The 18,155-nt window shown below is 66.0% G+C and carries 12 protein-coding genes, 1 tRNA gene and 1 pseudogene; 7 read left to right on the top strand and 7 right to left on the bottom strand.

Features of this window, described 5'->3' with window-relative positions:
• Positions 1–16 precede the first annotated feature (16 nt).
• Both AB0L82_RS15785 and AB0L82_RS15780 read right to left on the bottom strand, forming a co-directional pair.
• Positions 17–508, bottom strand: coding sequence for an NUDIX domain-containing protein (locus AB0L82_RS15785; protein ID WP_364636342.1), 492 nt, complete (start codon positions 506–508; stop codon positions 17–19).
• 63 nt (positions 509–571) lie between these two features.
• A tRNA-Gly gene (locus AB0L82_RS15780) sits at positions 572–642 on the bottom strand.
• Positions 643–876: 234 nt separating this feature from the next.
• Here AB0L82_RS15780 and ctaD point away from each other — a divergent pair.
• The 3 genes from ctaD (at position 877) to AB0L82_RS15765 (ending at position 4,702) form a co-directional block, all read left to right on the top strand.
• Positions 877–2,640 carry a cytochrome c oxidase subunit I gene (gene ctaD, locus AB0L82_RS15775; protein WP_364636339.1) on the top strand — a complete coding sequence of 588 codons (1,764 nt, stop codon included), beginning with the start codon at positions 877–879 and terminating at the stop codon, positions 2,638–2,640.
• Between the two features lie 9 nt (positions 2,641–2,649).
• A complete protein-coding gene (gene dcd, locus AB0L82_RS15770; RefSeq protein WP_364636336.1) occupies positions 2,650–3,219 on the top strand; it encodes a dCTP deaminase in 570 nt (189 codons plus the stop codon).
• Between the two features lie 106 nt (positions 3,220–3,325).
• A complete protein-coding gene (locus AB0L82_RS15765; protein ID WP_364636333.1) occupies positions 3,326–4,702 on the top strand; it encodes an Hsp70 family protein in 1,377 nt (458 codons plus the stop codon).
• A 242-nt stretch (positions 4,703–4,944) separates the two neighbouring features.
• Here AB0L82_RS15765 and AB0L82_RS15760 read toward each other — a convergent pair whose 3' ends face one another.
• Complete coding sequence (locus AB0L82_RS15760) at positions 4,945–5,394, bottom strand: hypothetical protein (protein WP_364636330.1); 450 nt, start codon at positions 5,392–5,394, stop codon at positions 4,945–4,947.
• 252 nt (positions 5,395–5,646) lie between these two features.
• Between AB0L82_RS15760 and AB0L82_RS15755 the strand changes: the two genes are divergently transcribed.
• From AB0L82_RS15755 to AB0L82_RS15745, 3 genes and pseudogenes are all read left to right on the top strand, one after another.
• Positions 5,647–6,984, top strand: a complete 1,338-nt coding sequence (locus AB0L82_RS15755; protein WP_364636328.1) for an XRE family transcriptional regulator — start codon at positions 5,647–5,649, stop codon at positions 6,982–6,984.
• Between the two features lie 28 nt (positions 6,985–7,012).
• A complete protein-coding gene (locus AB0L82_RS15750; protein WP_364637896.1) occupies positions 7,013–8,272 on the top strand; it encodes a pyridoxal phosphate-dependent aminotransferase in 1,260 nt (419 codons plus the stop codon).
• Between the two features lie 414 nt (positions 8,273–8,686).
• Positions 8,687–9,910: pseudogene (locus tag AB0L82_RS15745) on the top strand (YibE/F family protein); the annotation flags it as partial.
• 537 nt (positions 9,911–10,447) lie between these two features.
• Here the strand turns inward: AB0L82_RS15745 and AB0L82_RS15740 are convergent.
• The 3 genes from AB0L82_RS15740 to AB0L82_RS15730 all read right to left on the bottom strand — a co-directional run bounded on the left by AB0L82_RS15740 (position 10,448) and on the right by AB0L82_RS15730 (position 15,811).
• Positions 10,448–11,323, bottom strand: coding sequence for a lytic polysaccharide monooxygenase (locus tag AB0L82_RS15740; RefSeq protein ID WP_364636325.1), 876 nt, complete (start codon positions 11,321–11,323; stop codon positions 10,448–10,450).
• 221 nt (positions 11,324–11,544) lie between these two features.
• Positions 11,545–12,309: a copper homeostasis protein CutC gene (locus AB0L82_RS15735; protein ID WP_364636322.1), complete on the bottom strand. Its 765-nt coding sequence runs from the start codon at positions 12,307–12,309 to the stop codon at positions 11,545–11,547.
• 277 nt (positions 12,310–12,586) lie between these two features.
• The gene (locus AB0L82_RS15730; protein WP_364636319.1) at positions 12,587–15,811 is read right to left on the bottom strand and encodes a heterodisulfide reductase-related iron-sulfur binding cluster; all 3,225 of its coding nucleotides are present in this window, start codon (positions 15,809–15,811) and stop codon (positions 12,587–12,589) included.
• Between the two features lie 377 nt (positions 15,812–16,188).
• Here AB0L82_RS15730 and AB0L82_RS15725 point away from each other — a divergent pair, with 377 nt between their 5' ends.
• A complete protein-coding gene (locus tag AB0L82_RS15725) occupies positions 16,189–16,995 on the top strand; it encodes a hypothetical protein (protein ID WP_364636317.1) in 807 nt (268 codons plus the stop codon).
• 73 nt (positions 16,996–17,068) lie between these two features.
• Here the strand turns inward: AB0L82_RS15725 and AB0L82_RS15720 are convergent, their stop codons facing one another.
• The gene (locus AB0L82_RS15720; RefSeq protein WP_364636314.1) at positions 17,069–17,905 is read right to left on the bottom strand and encodes an NRDE family protein; all 837 of its coding nucleotides are present in this window, start codon (positions 17,903–17,905) and stop codon (positions 17,069–17,071) included.
• Positions 17,906–18,155: the final 250 nt, after the last annotated feature.

The following is an 18,155-nucleotide window of genomic DNA, read 5'->3' as shown; positions in this document are numbered from 1 at the left end:
CAGCCGCGAATGACCCTCAGCGCCAGGGCAGTTCGACGGGTTCGGCGGGCATGTCTCCGGCCAGCAGTCGACTGAGCAGGGCGGCCAGGCCGAGTGGGAACACTCGGTCCGGTGTCCGCTCCAGTTCGGCCAGCGGCCACCAGCGGTGACCGGACAGCGCGTTGCGCTCGACCTCCTGGTGCCCGGAGATGTCCACGTCGGTGGAGGTGGTGCGGACCAGGAAATAGGAGTCGGTGGCGTCGTAGCGGACGCCTTCGGAGGAGGTCCATTGGCCGGAGGAGACGGCTACCACCGGGCTCAGGCGGGTGGGGTCGATGCGCTGGCCGGTTTCCTCGAAGAGTTCGCGGATCGCGCCGTCGGGGAGTGATTCGCCCGGGTCGAGGCCGCCGCCGGGGGTGAGCCAGCCGACCTTCTCCTCGAAGGGTTCGGGCGGGGCGAAGCGGAACAGCAGTACCCTGTCGTCGGGATCGAGCAGGATGACTCGCGCGGTGGCCCGTTTGATTCCCATGATCAGATCCTAGGAATGAAAAAGATCCCCTGCCAAAGGATTTCGGCGGGGGATCCTCATTTGAGCCGATGACGGGAATCGAACCCGCGCTACCTGCTTGGGAAGCAGGAGTTCTACCATTGAACTACATCGGCATGATGCTTTCGCGACTCTATCAGACCTCTCCCGGCCACAGCCAACCCTGGGAGTCGCGGCCGTGTCCGGGGGCGGCGCGCCGGGGTGGGTGATCGTTTTGCGCGAACCGGGGGGTTTTGTACGGGGGCGGTCGTAGACTGTGGCGCAGGGTCGAAAGCCTGTCCACCACAGTGACTTTGGGTTGCGCTGAACGTTTGCTGGCGCGTGCGTCCGTGCTCCCATGGGGGTGACGTATGACCACGGTGCCATCGCGGGATATACCGCAACTGGAGGCCGTGCGGCCTTCCACCCGGCGGCGCGAGCCCAAGGGATCCTTCCTCTGGAAAGCCATTACGACCACCGATCCCAAGGTGCTCGGGATTCTCTACATGTTCTCGGCCATGTCGTTCTTCCTGATCGGCGGCGTGATGGCGCTGCTGATGCGGGCGGAGCTGGCGCGGCCCGGGCTGCAATTCCTGTCTCCGGAACAGTTCAATCAGCTGTTCACCATGCATGGCACCATCATGCTGCTGTTCTACGCCACCCCGATCGTGTTCGGGTTCGCGAACGCGGTGCTACCGCTGCAGATCGGTGCGCCCGATGTGGCGTTCCCGCGGTTGAACGCGCTCAGCTACTGGCTGTACCTGTTCGGCGCGACCATCGCGACCGCCGGTTTCATCACCCCGGGTGGTGCGGCGGACTTCGGCTGGACGGCGTACACGCCGCTGTCGGACATCGTGCACGCGCCGGGCGTGGGCGCGGATCTGTGGATCATGGGCCTGGCGGTCTCGGGCGTCGGCACCATTCTGGGCGGCGTCAATATGATCACCACGGTGGTGTGCCTGCGCTGCCCGGGCATGACCATGTTCCGCATGCCCATCTTCACCTGGAATATCCTGGTGACGAGCGTGCTTGTGCTGCTTGCCTTTCCGATCCTCACCGCGGCGCTGATGGCGCTGGAGGTGGATCGGCATCTGGGTGCGCACATCTACGATCCGGCCAATGGCGGTGCGATTCTGTGGCAGCACCTGTTCTGGTTCTTCGGGCATCCCGAGGTGTACATCATCGCGCTGCCGTTCTTCGGCATAGTCACCGAGATCTTCCCGGTGTTCAGTCGTAAACCGCTGTTCGGTTACACCACACTGGTTTACGCGACGCTGTCCATCGCGGCGCTGTCGGTGGCGGTGTGGGCGCATCACATGTACGCGACCGGATCGGTGCTGCTGCCGTTCTTCTCACTCATGACATTTCTGATCGCGGTGCCGACGGGTGTGAAATTCTTCAATTGGATCGGCACCATGTGGCGCGGGCAATTGACGTTCGAGACGCCCATGCTGTGGTCCATCGGCTTCCTGGTGACCTTCCTCTTCGGCGGCCTCTCGGGTGTCGTGCTGGCCGCGCCGCCGCTGGACTTTCACGTCTCGGACTCGTATTTCGTTGTGGCGCATTTCCATTACGTGCTGTTCGGCACCATCGTGTTCGCGACCTTCGCGGGCATCTACTTCTGGTTCCCGAAGATGACCGGCCGCATGATGGACGAACGCCTGGGCAAACTGCACTTCTGGACCACGTTCATCGGTTTCCACACCACCTTCCTGGTGCAGCACTGGCTGGGTAACGAGGGCATGCCGCGCCGATACGCCGACTATCTGCCGAGCGACGGCTTCACCACGCTGAACACCATCTCGACCATCGGCTCGTTCGTGCTCGGGCTGTCGATGATCACGTTCGTCTGGAATGTCTTCAAGAGCTACCGCTTCGGCGAGGTCGCCACCGTGGACGATCCGTGGGGTTACGGCAATTCCCTGGAATGGGCCACCAGCTGTCCGCCGCCCCGGCACAACTTCTACGAACTACCGCGTGTGCGCTCGGAACGCCCGGCCTTCGAACTGCACTATCCACATATGGTCGAGCGCATGCGCGCCGAGGCGCATTCGAGCTGGCCGCTACCCACCCGGCGGCACGTCGTCGAACTCGCCGAGACCCCGACGGACGAGGTGCGGGACAGCGACAACTAGTCTCTTGGCGTGCTGCTTTCCGATCGCGACATCCGTAAGGAGATCGCCGAAGGGCGTCTCGGGCTCGACCCGTTCGACGAGAAGCTGGTGCAGCCGTCGAGTATCGATGTGCGGCTGGACGGCCTCTTCCGGGTGTTCAACAACACCCGCTACACCCATATCGATCCCGCGCAACAGCAGGACGAGCTGACCTCGCTGGTGGAACCCGCCGCCAATGAGCCGTTCGTGCTGCATCCGGGTGAGTTCGTGCTGGGCTCCACCCTCGAGGTGTGCAGCCTGCCGGACGATCTCGCGGGCCGCCTGGAGGGCAAGTCGAGCCTGGGCCGGCTCGGCCTGCTCACCCACTCCACCGCGGGCTTCATCGATCCGGGTTTCAGCGGGCACATCACCCTGGAACTGTCGAATGTGGCGAACCTCCCGATCACCCTGTGGCCGGGTATGAAAATCGGTCAGCTCTGCCTGTTCCGATTGAGTTCACCCGCCGAGAATCCGTACGGCAGCGCCGCCGTCGGCTCGAAATATCAGGGTCAGCGTGGTCCGACCCCGTCGCGTGCCTACCTGAACTTCCAAACGCCATAAGGCAACTGAGCTCTGCGGGTGTACGTACGGCTTCGGGCGTCGTAAGGTGGCGGCGACAGGTAAAGTGACCCGACCGTAATATGCACCGCACGCACATCATCAGTGCGTGAGCGTGGTCAGTGTGGCAACGAATGGGCAGCGAATGAGTTCGGTACTGGGAGTTTCCGTGGGGGCGGGCGCGGTTCGCGTCGCACGCCCGCTCGCGGGGAATTCCGCCCGGCGCGGAACCGTCCAGCCACAGGCCGCCGACGCGTTCGATGTGCAGACCGTTTCGGTGGACGACCGCCGGGTCGAGGAGTTGGCCGCGGACGCCATCGGCGCGATACTGAGCGCCGATCAGCGGATTACCGCCACCGCCATCGCTTTCCGGGACGAACAGCACGCCCGCGCGATTCGCGCCGAGCTGGCTCGCCGTCAGTTCACCGATTACGAACTCGTACCCGATGTGGCCGCGGCGCTGGAATTCCTCGAATTCTCCGGTGAGCTGCAGGGTTTCAGCACCGTCGCGCTCTACGATCTGGGCGCGTCCGGACTTTCGGTGACGGTGGTCGACACCGGTACGCGTCAGGTGAGTTACAGCGAGCGCACCAGCGATATCAGCGGTGATTACCTGGATTCCCTGATCCGCGAACAGCAGATCGCCTCCGGGCGCATCGCGCATCCGCCGGACGCGGCCGGTTTGGCCGCATTGGACGCGCTGTGCCGCACCGCCAAGGAACAGCTGTCGGAGAACAGCGCGGTCGCGCTGCCGTCCACCGAGGGCCTGGTGCTGCTGTCCCAGGAGAACTTCGAAGCGCTGATCATGCTGGCGGTGGAATCGTCGGCGCGCATGGCGCGCGATGTGATCCTGAGATCCGAGCAGCCGGTGCAGGCGGTCGCGCTGATCGGCGGCTGCGCCCAGATTCCGCTGGTGGCAAGAGTTTTGCGGCGCTGGCTGGGGGTGCCGGTGCTGGTGCCCGCCAATCCGGAGACCGTCGCCACCCGGGGTGCGGCGATTCTGGCCCGCCCGGTGCGGCAGCGGCCCGCGCCCACGCCGTTCACCAGCGCGTTCGAGAATTCGCTTCCGCCGCAGCATGAATCGGTGCCGCCGCTGCTATCGAGTGCCGGTGCGGAGAAGTTCAGCCGCCGCCGGGAGGTGAGCATCGCCGGGGTGGCGGTGGGCGCACTGGTCGTGGTCGCCGCGATCGGCGTCTCGCTGGGCTGGGGTCCGCAAGTGCTGGAACACGATTCGCAGAGTTCGGATGCCGGGACCACCTCGGCGGTGCCGACCACCACGAAACCGGCGACCGAGACCACCACGGTGGTGCCCACCACCACCGATGCCACCAATGAGTCGCTGGCCGCGCCGCCGCCGCGCCGGGAGACGACCACCACCACCGAGGCTCCGCCGCCGCCGGGCCCGAACACCATCACGATCATTCCGGGCCTGCCGCCGGTGATCGTCCCCACACTCCCGCCGCTGTTCCCGCCGCCCGGCGGCTGAATCGTTCCGGCCCGGCGGCTGAATCGCCCGCACCTGCGCGGATTCGGTCGAATCAGGCAGGAAAGCGCTTGTCTCCGGCTGAAATTCGGTCTGAATTGTCGGAAATGCTCGGCGTTGCACAGCCATTCCGCTGCCACTGACGGCGCGCTCCCACCCGCCGGATCCGCCCCGTCGACTGTCGGAAATGGGGCGGATCCGGTGGGCCCGGCGCGATGCGCGCCGGATGCGAGGGCCGGCTGCGTTCAGTCCTCGCTCATATTCCCCACCGCCAGCGCCGTCGTGACGAGCAGCGACAGGGGTGGGAGTTGGACTTCGCGGGCGGGCGGCACCACCCAGTGACAGCCCTCGCGCGTCCAGCGGCCGAGACCGGTGGGCAGCATGACGGCGCTGCCGATGGCGGGTATGCCGATGTCCATCCGATTGAGCGCGGTCAGGATCTGTTCGCCCGGACGGGAATCGGGTTCGACGAGGAAGCTCCAGCGAATCTGCCGTGCCAGCATGGGACCGGTGCGGCGCTGCTGTCGCAGTGCGGTGCGGACCATTTCGGCGCGTGCCACGGGTAAATGCAATACGCCGACCTCGGCGGTGACCGGGAGCATGACGAAGCCGCCGCGTTCGGCTACCGGTAGCCCGAATTCGTGCCGGTAGAAGGACACCCAGTCCTGCACCGTGCGCAGCTTGTCCGTATTCACGACCCGACTCCTGCCTCCCGATTCCAGGGTGCGGCCGGGCGGCCTGTGCGGTAACGCCCGCATGCCCTCCTTGCGCTGCCCAAGCACTGCCACTGCTACTCGCGCGTAATTTGGTCATACCAGCTATGTTTCGGCTGTGGCCGTGGTCACGATGCGCTCGTACCCTGGACATCGGAGTTCGTTCGGAAGGATGACGTCGTGGTCCGGCAGTGGTCAGGTAAAGAGGCCCGTGCCCTCCGCGATGCCAAACGGATGAGTATCCGGGAGTTCGCGGCGCATTTGGGCGTTCACGAACGTCTGGTTTCTAAGTGGGAGGCCGGTGGCGATCGCGTCCACCCCCGCCCCGTCAATCAGGCCGCTCTCGATACCTCTCTCGCCAGGTCCGACGATATTGTGCGGGCCCGGTTCGCGGCTTTGATCGACCAGCCACTGATCGACCGCCCCGTACCGGGTTTCGATGCGCGCCAGGATGTTCCGGCGCAGGCCAGTTATTCCACCGACGCGGAACTGCTGGCACTCGTCGATACGGGTGCGATGAGGGGCGATGCGTTAGCGGCTATTTCGGAGAGGGATCTGATCATGGCGGCTGCCCATGAAGCAAGCGAGCACGCCGGGAGGGCGGAGAGTTCCAATGTGGGTGCCACCACATTGGAGCAGCTCGATGCCGATGTCACGCGAATCGCCAATGATTACGTGCATGTCCCGCCGGTGCCCATGATGGTGGAGATGCTGCGGGTGCGCCGCCGCGTCTACCGCCTGCTGGAGGGGCATCAGCGCCCGGCCGATACCGGTCACCTCTACCTGCTCGCGGGGACTTTGTCCGGATTGTTGGCCAATGCCAGCACCGATCTCGGCTATGTCGACGCCGCGGGCGAACAGGCAAGGGCCGCTTGGGCTTACGCGGAGTTGTGCGGCCACAACGGTTTACGGGCCTGGACACGCGGTATGCAGGCGCTGATCGAATACTGGTCGGACCGTCCGCGCCGCGCGGTGCTGCTGGCGCAGAGCGGACAGCAGTACGCGGAGTCCGCGACCTCGCAGGTGCGGCTGCACAATATCGAGGCGCGCATCTGGTCCCGCCTGGGCGCACCGGCCGATACCGAGCGCTGCATCCACGCCGCCGACGACGCCCGCGAAGGCAATTCCAGCGATACGCTGCACGACGAGGTCGGCGGCGTCTTCGGTTTCAATCAGCCCAAGGCGCAGTACTACGCGGGCGCGACATATATCCATCTCGGTCAGGCCGAACCCGCGCTGGAGGCGACCCGGCGCGCCATCGAGTTGTATTCGAACGGGCCCACCGAACAGCGCTCATACGGCGCGGAATCGCTCGCCCGGGTGGACAGCGCGGCCGCGCACCTGATCAACGGCAGCCTGGACGGGGCCGCCGAAGCCCTGCAACCGGTGCTGCAACTCGATGAGGACAAGCGGATCGCGCAATTGGAGGAGCGGCTCGGCGGGCTGCGCCAGCGCCTGATCCGGCCCGGGTTCCGCGAGGCCGTCGAGGCCCGGCAACTGGATGAGCGGATCGAGGAGTTCTGCGGCACCACCGCCGCCAAGAGCATGTTGCCGCCCGATTCCGTGCGGTGAAAAAAGCTGGTTGCGGGCGGATGGCACCATTGGACGGGTGAGTCCTTCCAGTCACCTACCGCATCGGTCCCCGCGCGTCCTGGAGCAGTCGACCAAACTCCAGAACGTGGTCTACGAGATCCGGGGACCGGTCCACGCACACGCGGCGCGGCTGGAATCCGAGGGCCACCGCATTCTCAAGCTCAATATCGGCAATCCCGCGCCGTTCGGTTTCGACGCCCCGGACGTGATCATGCGCGACATGATCGCCGCGCTGCCGTACGCGCAGGGCTATTCCGAGTCCAAGGGCATCCTGCCCGCGCGCCGGGCCATCGTGACCCGGTACGAGGTGGTGCCGGGCTTCCCGAAGTTCGATGTGGACGATGTCTACCTGGGCAACGGCGTCTCCGAGCTGATCACCATCACCATGCAGGCGCTGTTGAACAATGGCGACGAGGTGCTGCTGCCCGCGCCGGACTATCCGCTGTGGACGGCCATGACCAGCCTCGCGGGCGGCACCCCGGTGCACTACCTGTGCGATGAGTCCAATGGCTGGCAGCCGGATATCGCCGATATGGAATCCAAGATCACCGACAAGACCAAGGCCATTGTCGTGATCAATCCGAACAATCCGACGGGTGCGGTGTACTCGGCGGAGGTGCTGCAGCAGATCGTGGATCTGGCGCGCAAGCATCAACTGCTGCTGCTGGCCGATGAGATCTACGACAAGATCCTGTACGACGATGCCAAGCACATCTCGCTGGCCTCGCTCGCGCCGGATCTGCTGTGCCTGACCTTCAACGGGCTGTCCAAGGCGTACCGGGTGGCGGGGTACCGCTCCGGCTGGCTGGTGATCACCGGGCCGAAGGATCACGCCGAGGGATTCCTGGAGGGCATCTCGCTGCTGGCGTCCTCGCGGCTGTGCCCGAATGTGCCCGCGCAGCATGCCATTCAGGTCGCGCTCGGCGGGCATCAGAGCATCGAGGATCTGATTCTGCCAGGCGGCCGACTACTCGAGCAGCGCGATGTGGCGTGGGAGAAGCTCAATACGATTCCGGGCGTCTCGTGCGTGAAGCCGCAGGGCGCGCTGTACGCGTTCCCACGCCTGGATCCGGAAGTCCATGAGATCCACGATGATTCGAAGCTGGTGCTGGATCTGCTGCTGCAGGAGAAGATCCTCATGGTGCAGGGGACCGGGTTCAACTGGCCGCACCACGACCACCTCCGGATCGTGACGCTGCCGTGGGCACGGGACCTGTCGGTGGCGATCGAGCGGTTCGGCAACTTTTTGTCGAGTTACCGTCAGTAGGTAGGGGATTGGGACATACGTCCGGTGAACTGGGCGTTTGTCCAGTGTCTGGGTTGCGACAAAGCCAAAAACAAACCGCTAGTACGAAAAAGTTCGGTTTTTAGAGACTTAGCTAGCGCAAAGAACTGACTTTTGTGTACAGTGGGACTCGGCACTCAGGTGCCCGGCCAGACCTCCTACCCCCCCTGGGACGTCTGGCCCTGGATTGGTCGGCCTACCCCCCCTGGGCCGCCGTCCCGGGCGGCGGAGACATCCCCCTGCTCTCCGCCGCCCCTCCAGGAATTCAGAAAGGCCCGACCTTCGCATCGGGCCTTTTTTCATGCCCGTATCGGTGTCCTTCCGTGCATCACACAGTGTTTTCCCAGCAAGGGTGCGGTTAGAGCTTCGGGAACGGTTTTCGTTTAGGCTCCCTGAGTGAGCGATCACCATCACCACCACCATGACCACTCCGGACCCATCGCCATCGGCGCCACCGCCAAGTGGGTGGTCATCGGATTGCTGACCTTCATCGGGGTGCTGGTGGTGGGCGGCGCGATCTGGCTCTGGCCCAGCAGTCAACACGTCGACATTCCGCTGCCCATGCAGAACGGCGGCGGCGGGGCACTGGTGACCGAGGCCGGGACGGTGATCAGCCAGGACCTCGGACCGTGCGGAAGTCCTTCGCTGGGAAAGCCGTTCGAGGACAAGCCGCAGGCGCCGCGCAGCAATGCGTACAACTGCCAGCGCAGCATCGTCACCATCGACTCGGGCGCGGACAAGGGTAAGAAGACGCTCTTCGAAATCGCGCCCGGCCCCGGACAACCCGATCTGCGCGTCGGCGACAGCCTGCGCATCGTGCGGCAGAGCGATACCAACGGGGCCACCGTGTACTCGTTCGACGATTACGCGCGCGGACTGCCGCTGAGCCTCATCGTCGGAGCCTTCGCGCTGGTGATCATCGTGGTGGCGCGCTGGCGCGGCCTGCGGGCGCTGATCGGGCTCGGCTTCGCCTTCGTGGTGCTGGTGGGCTTCATGCTGCCCGCGCTGCTGGACGGGAAACCGGCCATTCCGGTGGCGCTGGTCGCGGGCTCGCTCATCCTGTACTCGGTGCTGTACCTCGCGCACGGGGTGAATCTGCGCACCAGTTCGGCGCTGCTCGGCACGCTCACCTCCATGGTGCTGGCGGCCGTATTGTCCTGGGTCGCACTGAAGATGACGCATCTGACGGGTCTGTCCGAAGAGCAGAACACCAATGTTGCGACCTATCTCCAGCACGTGAGTATTACCGGATTGCTGTTGGCGGGCTTCATCATCGGCTCGCTCGGTGTGCTCAACGACGTCACCATCACCCAGGCTTCCGCCGCCTTCGAACTGGCGGCCCTCGATGAGAAGGCTTCCCGCCGCGGCATTTTCGCCGCCGCCATGCGGGTCGGCCGGGACCATATCGCCAGTACCGTCTACACCCTGGTGCTCGCCTACGCCGGTGGCGCGCTGCCGCTGCTACTGCTGTTCAGCGTCGCGGGCCGCTCCATGCGCGATGTGCTGACCGGTGACGCGGTCGGCATCGAGATCGCGCGCTCCGCGGTCGGCGGTATCGCCCTCGCCCTCTCGGTACCGCTGACCACCGCCATCGCGGTCATCCTGGCCCGCCCCTTCGGTCATAAGCCCCCGGTGGCGGTGCGAACCGGTGCCAACCGCCCGCGCCCCGCCAAACGCACCGCCCGCCCCGCCGGAACCCGCCCCACCGCGACAGGTGATGCGGCACAGCCGGTCTCGCCGCCGCGCGGCTCGCGCCGAGCGCCGACGGTGAGCGCACCGAGCAGGCAGGACGCACCACCGCAGCGGCAGGACGCACCGCCGCCGCAACAGCCGCAACAGCCCTGGCAGGACGCGTGGCAGGAAGCGCCGCAGCAATCCTGGCCCGCATCGGGGCCGCAGAACGTGGTGCGTCCGCAGGGCGAACCGCCCGCCCCCTGGTCGCTGAGAGCCGCTTCGGAACAACAGGATTCGCCCTACGAGGATACGGATCCGGCACTGCCGCGCCCGCCCTCGAAGCCGCAGCAGCCGCCGCGCGGGGGCCGTCACTCCAAGCCTTGAGAACGGGCGAGGGTGACGCGCTCGGCGGAGCGCGTCACCCTCTTATTCCGATTCGGTGTCAAGGCGCGGTGTCAACACCGGATCGGAGGGTCGGTGCGGTCAGAGGCGTTGCCACAGTGCGGGTGTCGCCGAGGGCATCCAGTTCGGGTCGTAGACGGTGTGCGCCTGTAAGCAGCGGTAGCGGCGTCCCTGATAGGTGACTACGTCGCCGATCTCGTAGCGCGCGCCCACGGTCCAGGCGTTGCCCGCGGGTTGATCGGTGGTGGTGGGGTGCTGATGGGTGGTGGTCGGCGGCGCGGTTGTGGGTGCCGTGGTCGGCGGAACCGTCGTGGTGACCGGTGGCTTGGTGGTGGTGGCCGGGGGTGTCGTCGCGGGCGGTGCCGTGGTGGTGACCGGTGGTTTGGTGGTCGTCGGCGGCACGGTGGTGGAAGGCGGTGTGGTGGTGGGTGTTCCGCCGCCGATCTGCAGGTCGAGGCAGGAGTAGAAGGCGTTGGCGGTATCGCCGATATTCCAGATGGCCAGGAGTTTCTGCCTGCCGCTGTAGCCGCTCAGGTCGATGGTGTGGGTGACGCCGCCGGACGGCGGGGGCTGATTGTTGCCGTCGACCAGGCTGACCCGGGTGCCGCCGATGTAGTACTCCCAGTTCAGGGTTCGATGCAGGGCGGTGAAGGTCCAGGTGAAAGTGGCTGTGCTGCCGACGGATTGGACCTGCCAGGGTTTGCTGTCATCGTCGAGTTCGGCGAACCGGGAGATATTGGCGCTGCAATTGCGCAGGCCCTTCACACCTTCCACGCTTTGCGGCTCGTATTTGATGTCCCCGCAGGACACGATGCTCTTGGCGCACTGCGCCTGTCTGCTCAGCGGGGACGAGACATAGCCGTGTGCGTTCGCCACCGCTGCGGGCAGGATCGCCACCAGCAAAGGTGTGAGGCCGATCGAGGCCGCGACAATGGACAGTCTTCTACTGCTAACCACCTGAAACTCCTTGCGAGACAAGGGGGCAGCGGGGGCCGGCGTGCTGTCCCGTGATGGATCCGTGACGTGATCCGAATCACTTTGAAGCAAAATCGTGCTCTAAAAGATATGTGGCAGCAACGTTTTGGTCAAGCGATCTAGCTCGAGAAATTCAAAAATAATGGAGCACAGCAAACTTCGACTGTGCTCCAGCAAACTCATTATCCAGATCGGATGAATTCCTAAACCGAAAGTCGCGCCGCCTCACAGAGCGCGGCGACGCCATCGGTATCGGTGACGAAATGGTCGTACCCGCTGGGCGCGCCGATCTCCGCGAACGAGACATCGGTACCGTCCGGCCGCGTCAGCGCGGGCACCGGAACGCGCACCGCCGCATGCAGATCCCGCACCCCCGTCAATTCGATCACCCGCCGCGCGTTGTCGGCGCGCAGGCCGCCGCAGGCCATCACCTGAATTCGCCCGTCCGCCAAGGTGACCAGCCGCGTGATCAGCGCGGCGCCGTCGAGTACCGACTCCTGCCGTCCCGAGGTGAGCAATCTGGTGAACCCCAGTTCCAGCAATTGATCGAACCCGTCATAGGGATCCGCGCACACATCGAAGGCCCGATGACAGGTCACCTCCATACCCTCCGCGGCCGCGATCAATTCGGCATTGGGAGCCGCGGCCACATGGCCGAGTTCGTCCAGCACGCCGATCACGACCCCGTGCGCACCCGCGCTCCGCACCCGCTCCACATCGGCGCGCATCAGCGCCACCTCATCGGCGGAATACCGGAAATCACCCGGGCGTGGCCGAATGAGCACATGCACCTGCACCTTCGAGGCCGCCGCCACGGCCGCTTCGATGAGCGCGATATTCGGTGTCAGCCCGCCCACCGACAGCCCGGTACACAATTCCACCCGAGTGGCCCCCGCCGCATCCGCGATCCGAACCCCCTCGAGCGACTCGACTCCGATCTCGACCCGAACCGCTCCCGCATCCGTCATGCCTCGAATTATGGTCGAAGATCACCGGCAATGTTTGCCGGGCATTAGCAGAATCGTGCGGGCTAACCCGATTTCGCCGCACCGACCAGCGCACACGCCGATCTGATCCCACCTCGCCGGGTACGAGCGCGGCCCCGGCAACCTTCTCCCGCGGTCCCGGATCAGTTGCCCGGCACCGCTGCGCGCGGCCCTGCGCGGGCCATGTGCGGCGGGTCCGGAAAAGGCGAAGGCACGTCACCCGGGTGGGTGACGCGCCTTCGTCAGTCGTGTTCGAGCGTCAGTTCTTCTTGCCCGGCGCCTTCATACCGGACTTGAAGCCGAGCCCGCCCGGCTTGGCGGCCGGCGGCTTGGCCGCGCCATTGCCCTCGGCGGCCGGAGCCGCGTCGGTGGCCTTGGCTTCGGTGCCGTTCGCCTCGGTGCCGTTCGCCTCGGCGGGAGCGGTTTCCGCGGGAGCCGGGGCAGCTGCCTCGGGTGCCGAATCAGCCGGTGCCGCAGGGGCTTCGGCGGCCGGAGCCGCGGCAGCCGGGGCAGCCGGAGCCGCAGCACCGGGAGCCTTCGGCCCGGGGCGCTTGAGACCGGACTTCATGGCCAGACCCTTGGGCGCGATGGACGGCTTGGCCTCGGTGGCCTCGGCCGGAGCCGCGGTGGCCGGTGCCGAATCCGCCGGGGCGGCAGTGGTTTCCGCGGGGGCCGAGGTCGCCTCGGTCGCGGTGGCCTCGGCCGGTGCGGCGGCGGGCTTGGCGCCCGGAGCCTTGGCCGCGCCCTTCATGGCCAGGCCCTTACCCGGAGCCTTCGCCGGACCCTTCATGGCCAGACCCTTGACGGGTGCGGCCGGGGCCGCCGTCGCCTCGGTGTCGGCCGGGGCGGAAGCGGCTGCGGGAGCGGCGGTTTCGGCCGGAGCCGCCTTCGCGCCCGGAGCCTTGAGCCCGCCCTTCATGGCGAGGCCCTTGCCTCCGGGAGCCTTGGCGGCACCCTTCATGCCCAGGCCCTTGGCGGGTGCGGCCGGAGCCGCTGCCTCGGTGGCCTCGGCCGGAGCCGCTTCGGCGGTCGCCTCGGTGGCGGCGGGCTTGGCACCGGGGGCCTTGAGGCCGCCCTTCATGCCCAGTCCCTTACCGCCCGGAGCCTTGGCCGGACCCTTCATTCCGAGACCCTTGCCCGCCGGAGCGGCCTTGGGTTCGGCGGGCGCGGCTGCGGCGACGGCGGCCTCGGCCGGCTCGGGCTCCGAGACGGGTTCCGGCTCTTCGACCTTCGGCTGCTGGATGACCTTCAGGTTCTCGGTCAGCACACCCGAGTCGACGCGGTCGATGGACTGCAGCATGAGCTGGGCGACATCCACGACTTCGACGCCCTGGCCGACCTCACCGCTGTCCTTGCGGGCGGTGACGCCGTCGGTGAGCATGACGCGGCAGAACGGGCAGCCGGTCGCGATCATGGACGGCTCATTGCCGCCGTTGAGCGTGTCCAGGGCCTCGTCGACGCGGTCGACGTTGATGCGCTTGCCGAGCTGCTCCTCCATCCACATGCGCGCGCCACCGGCGCCACAGCACATGGAACGTTCACCGTGACGGGGCATTTCGATCAGCTTGGAGCCCGAGGCCTCCATCAGCTCACGCGGCGCGTCGTAGATCTTGTTGTGCCGGCCCAGGTAGCAGGGGTCGTGGTAGGTGACGTTCTGCGCGACCGGGGACACCGGGATCAGGTTCTTCGAGCGCACCAGGCGGTTCAGCAGCTGGGTGTGGTGCACCACCTCGTAGGTGCCGCCGACCTGCGGGTACTCATTGTTCAACGCGTTGAAGCAGTGCGCACAGGTCACCACGATCTTCTTCTTGGACGCCTCGACACCCTCGAACACCGAATCCAGCACCGCGATGTTCTGCATGGCCAACTGCTGGAACAGGAACTCGTTACCCGCACGCCGCGCCGAGTCACCGGTGCAGGTCTCCTCCTGACCCAGCACCATGAACTTCACACCCGCGGTGGCCAGCAACTCGGCCACGGCCTTGGTGGTCTTCTTCGCGCGATCCTCGTACGCACCGGCACAACCGACCCAGAACAGGTATTCGTACCCGTCGAAGCTATCGGCGTCCTTACCGAAAACCGGGACCTCGAAATCGATTTCGCTGATCCAGTTCAGGCGATCCTTGGCGTTCTGACCCCACGGATTGCCCTTGTTCTCCAGGTTCTTGAACAGACCCGCGAGCTCGGACGGGAACTCCGACTCGATCAGCACCTGGTAACGGCGCATATCGATGATGTGATCGACATGCTCGATATCGACCGGGCACTGCTCCACACACGCACCACAGGTGGTGCAGGACCACAGCACCTCGGGATCGATGATGCCGCTCACGTCTTCGCCGCCGACCAGCGGGCGCTCGGCCTCGGCGCGCGCGGCCTCCGGAATCTGTGCCAGCGCACGCTCATTCGGCTTGCCCTCGGCGTCGACGAGACCGATCTCGTCACCGCCCATATCCTTGCGGCCGCCGGCCAGCAGGTACGGGGCCTTGGCGTAACCGTGGTCGCGCAGCGACATGATCAGCAGCTTGGGCGAGAGCGGCTTACCGGTATTCCATGCGGGGCACTGGGATTGGCAGCGGCCGCATTCGGTGCAGGTGGTGACGTCGAGGATGTCCTTCCAGGAGAAATCCTCGAACTTGCCGACGCCGAAGGTGTCGTTGTCCGGGTCCGCCGTCTCCATATCGATCGGCTTGCCCTGCGACATCATCGGCTTCAGCGCGCCGAGGGCGACGGTGCCGTCGTCCTCACGCTTGAAGTAGATGTTCGGGAACGCGGCGAAGCGGTGCCACGCCACACCCCAGGTGACATTGCGGCCGACCAGCAGCAGGAACAGCGCGCCGGAGCAGAGCTTGATGAACGCGAAGATCGACACCATGGCGATCGATTCGGGCAGCAGCTTGGCGACCTGCTCGGTGAAGAAGTCGCTCCAGGTGTGCGATTCGCCGTAGGTGGCGATCTTGCCGGCCTTCACGAAGATCATGCCCAGGCCCTCGACGAGCACGATGCTCTCGATCACGTAGGCGGGGGCGAACTTCGAGCCGCTGAAGCGCGAAAGGCGTTCCGGCACACGGGGATGATTCAGCTGGCGGATGATGATCAGCGCCACGATGCCGACCACGGTGCCGATGCCCAGCAGCTCGTCCACCAGGTGGTAGATGCCCCAGGAGCCGATGATCGGCCAGTGGAACTCGGGGTCGAAGATCTGGCCGTACGCCTCGAACCAGAGGATGAATCCGGCGAGGAAGCCGATCATGACCAGCCAGTGCGCCCAGCCGACCGTGCGGAACTTGTTCATGCGCGTATGCGCGAGGAACTCCACGAACATGGTCTTGAAGCGGGGGAGGAACGGCCGCCACCGATCGGGTGCGGACTGCCCGACCATGATGGTGCGCGTTATGTTGCGCACGCCTCCGATGAACGATGCCCAACAGAAGACTGTGAACACCGCTCCAATCGTGCCCAGTGTCACTGTCAGGGCATTCATGTCGCGACCTTTCTGACCGGTTCAACAAGCTCTCCGAGGACGGCCTGGTCCGCCTTGGCTGGCTCGTATCCTAACGGACAGTAAGTTACCCGCCGGTAACTTAGCTGTCCAGTGTTTCCCACACCGTAAATCCCGGCAAATCACGCGCGTAACAAAGGTCAGGCTTACTTCGAAAGCCCCGCTATTTCGGGGCGTAACGAATGTCGCTAATCAGTCACTGTTCGATTAAGCTCACGACGTCCGAAGTCTGTGCGCATCTTCACATGCTCGGGGAGAGTTCGCCGTTAGCGCGTAGGCAGGGCCCGAGGGAAGCCAGGGCCTCGCGTGGCGAAGATGCGGACAGCGGATCTACCTGATGATGGATTGGAAAAAACCGAATGAAGTTTCGCAGCACCACTGCGGCGGCTGCCATGGTCATCGGCGCAATGACCATCGGGACGACTTCTGCCTATGCCGATAACGCTCCCGTCCCCGCAGAGCCGACGGGTATCCAGTACTCGTCCAAGCTGGTCGACCAGAAGGTCGGCGACAAGGACGTCAAGACCATCGTCTCGACCCTGAAGAACGGCACCTTCGAGCTCGCCCAGGTGGACGGGGCCACCAAGGACGACCCGAAGCAGACGATCGTCAACGTCAAGGGTCCGGACGGCGTCACCGCCGTCTCCTTCCCGATCAACTACTCGGTCGCCGGCACCAAGATCCCGATCGCGGCCACGGTGAAGAACGACAACAAGGTGCTCGAGCTGGTGCCCGAGAAGCCGGCCGGCTTCGACGCCGCCGCGCTGCCGGTGTTCAACACCCCGACTGTCGCTGTCGCACAGGAGAAGCCGGTCACCGCGGCGCAGGAGATCGCCTCGCCGGTCGAGGACCAGCGTGCGATGAACAACTTCACCACCCAGTTCGGTCTCGCCACCGCCATCGGCGGCTTCGTCGGCACCGCGGTCGGTGTCGTCATCGGCGGCGCGATCGGCATCGCCCTCGGCGCGATCCAGTGCATGACCATCGTGCTGTGCCTCACCGCCATCCCGACCTTCGTCGCGCTGGCCGGTATCGGCGGCATCCTGGGCACCATCGCCTTCGGCGCGCCCGCGCTGGGTGTGGCCGGTATGGATCTGATCAACACCTTCCAGGCCGCTCCGGGCACCTCCAAGTGGAGCGACGCGAACATGAACGGCCCGAAGTAGCCCTTCAGCTTTCGCATACGCTGACGGCCCGCCCACTCGTTGGGGGCGGGCCGTTTCGCGTTTCCGGGTTCGATCAGGCCGGGAGGTCGAGGCGGCCGTGGAAGGCCACGGTGCCCTGACGCCGCGCGAAGCGGCCGAAGGTGCGCTCGGTCATCTCGAAGCGGCCGTCCTCACGCACCAATAGCACCGTGCTGCACCGGGTTCCGTGCAGCGGATGATTGACGAAGCGCGCCGAGGACACCCGCTCGGCGAAGGTGTCCAAACCGGTATCGGGTAGCTCGGCGGTGGGGGCGCGATGCTGATCCGCGAGCACCGCGAGATAGCCCGCCGCGTCACCGGGATTCGATTCCACCACCCTGCGTAGCTCCTGGACGCCCTCGCGCACCTTCGGCCAGGGCGGAGTATCGGTTCCGGTGCTGAGCCCGCCACCGGGCGGCAGGGACGCCGCGAGCGCGCCATTGGACAATCCGTGGAAGCCGGGCCCGAGCTCATGCGGGCCGAGTCCGCTGCGATTGCCGTGCCACCACAGGGTTTCCAGATCCGAGACCACCAGGTTGTAGCCGTTGTAATCGTCGGGGGCGGCGGCGATATCGCGCACGAACTTCTCCGAATCGGCGTCACCGCGCAGGAAGTCCATCAGCAGGGCCCCGCGGGAGCGCGCGTCGGCACGCGCCTCACCCGGTCCGCGCACATTGGTGACCGCGGCGAATCGTGGCGATTCCCGGGTCACTCCGAGCCAGGTGCCGGGCAGCGACCCGGCCGCGCCCAGATCGCGCCCGGCCAGCTGGCCGGGCACTTCGTCCCACCACCGCAGCGATTCGGTTGGGCGCGAGAAGAACTCGTCGCGGTTGGCGGCGACGATCAACCGGTACTCCGGATGCGCCCGCCAGCCCAGCAACACCAAACACATACCTCCCAGCATGCCGGAAGATCGCCAGCGCCACGCCCGCCTTCGGATGCCACAGTCCTGCCACTGCCCGCCCCAGCACTGCCCGTGTGGATCCCAGCCGAAAACGCGCCGGGATGACGGTGGGGGTGCGCCGGGACGACGGGGGAGGCCCGCGCCCTCGTCATCCCGGCATGCTTTTGGCCGGGATCCACACGGCGGCAGTTGAATACGCGAAAAGGGCCGGTAGCGATTGCTACCGGCCCTTCACGTG

This window comes from Nocardia sp. NPDC052001 (assembly GCF_040680615.1).
GTDB lineage: Bacteria > Actinomycetota > Actinomycetes > Mycobacteriales > Mycobacteriaceae > Nocardia.
Note: the sequence above shows the minus strand (reverse complement) of the source record. Positions and strands in the feature narration are given on the sequence as shown.

Excerpts from the sequence above, each read along its gene's own strand:
- AB0L82_RS15725 (WP_364636317.1), top strand. The coding sequence starts at position 16,189 with ATGAAGTTTCGCAGCACCACTGCGGCGGCTGCCATGGTCATCGGCGCA.
- AB0L82_RS15735 (WP_364636322.1), bottom strand. The coding sequence starts at position 12,309 with ATGACGGATGCGGGAGCGGTTCGGGTCGAGATCGGAGTCGAGTCGCTC.
- ctaD (WP_364636339.1), top strand. The coding sequence starts at position 877 with ATGACCACGGTGCCATCGCGGGATATACCGCAACTGGAGGCCGTGCGG.
- AB0L82_RS15720 (WP_364636314.1), bottom strand. The coding sequence starts at position 17,905 with ATGTGTTTGGTGTTGCTGGGCTGGCGGGCGCATCCGGAGTACCGGTTG.
- AB0L82_RS15755 (WP_364636328.1), top strand. The coding sequence starts at position 5,647 with ATGAGTATCCGGGAGTTCGCGGCGCATTTGGGCGTTCACGAACGTCTG.
- AB0L82_RS15730 (WP_364636319.1), bottom strand. The coding sequence starts at position 15,811 with ATGAATGCCCTGACAGTGACACTGGGCACGATTGGAGCGGTGTTCACA.
- AB0L82_RS15785 (WP_364636342.1), bottom strand. The coding sequence starts at position 508 with ATGGGAATCAAACGGGCCACCGCGCGAGTCATCCTGCTCGATCCCGAC.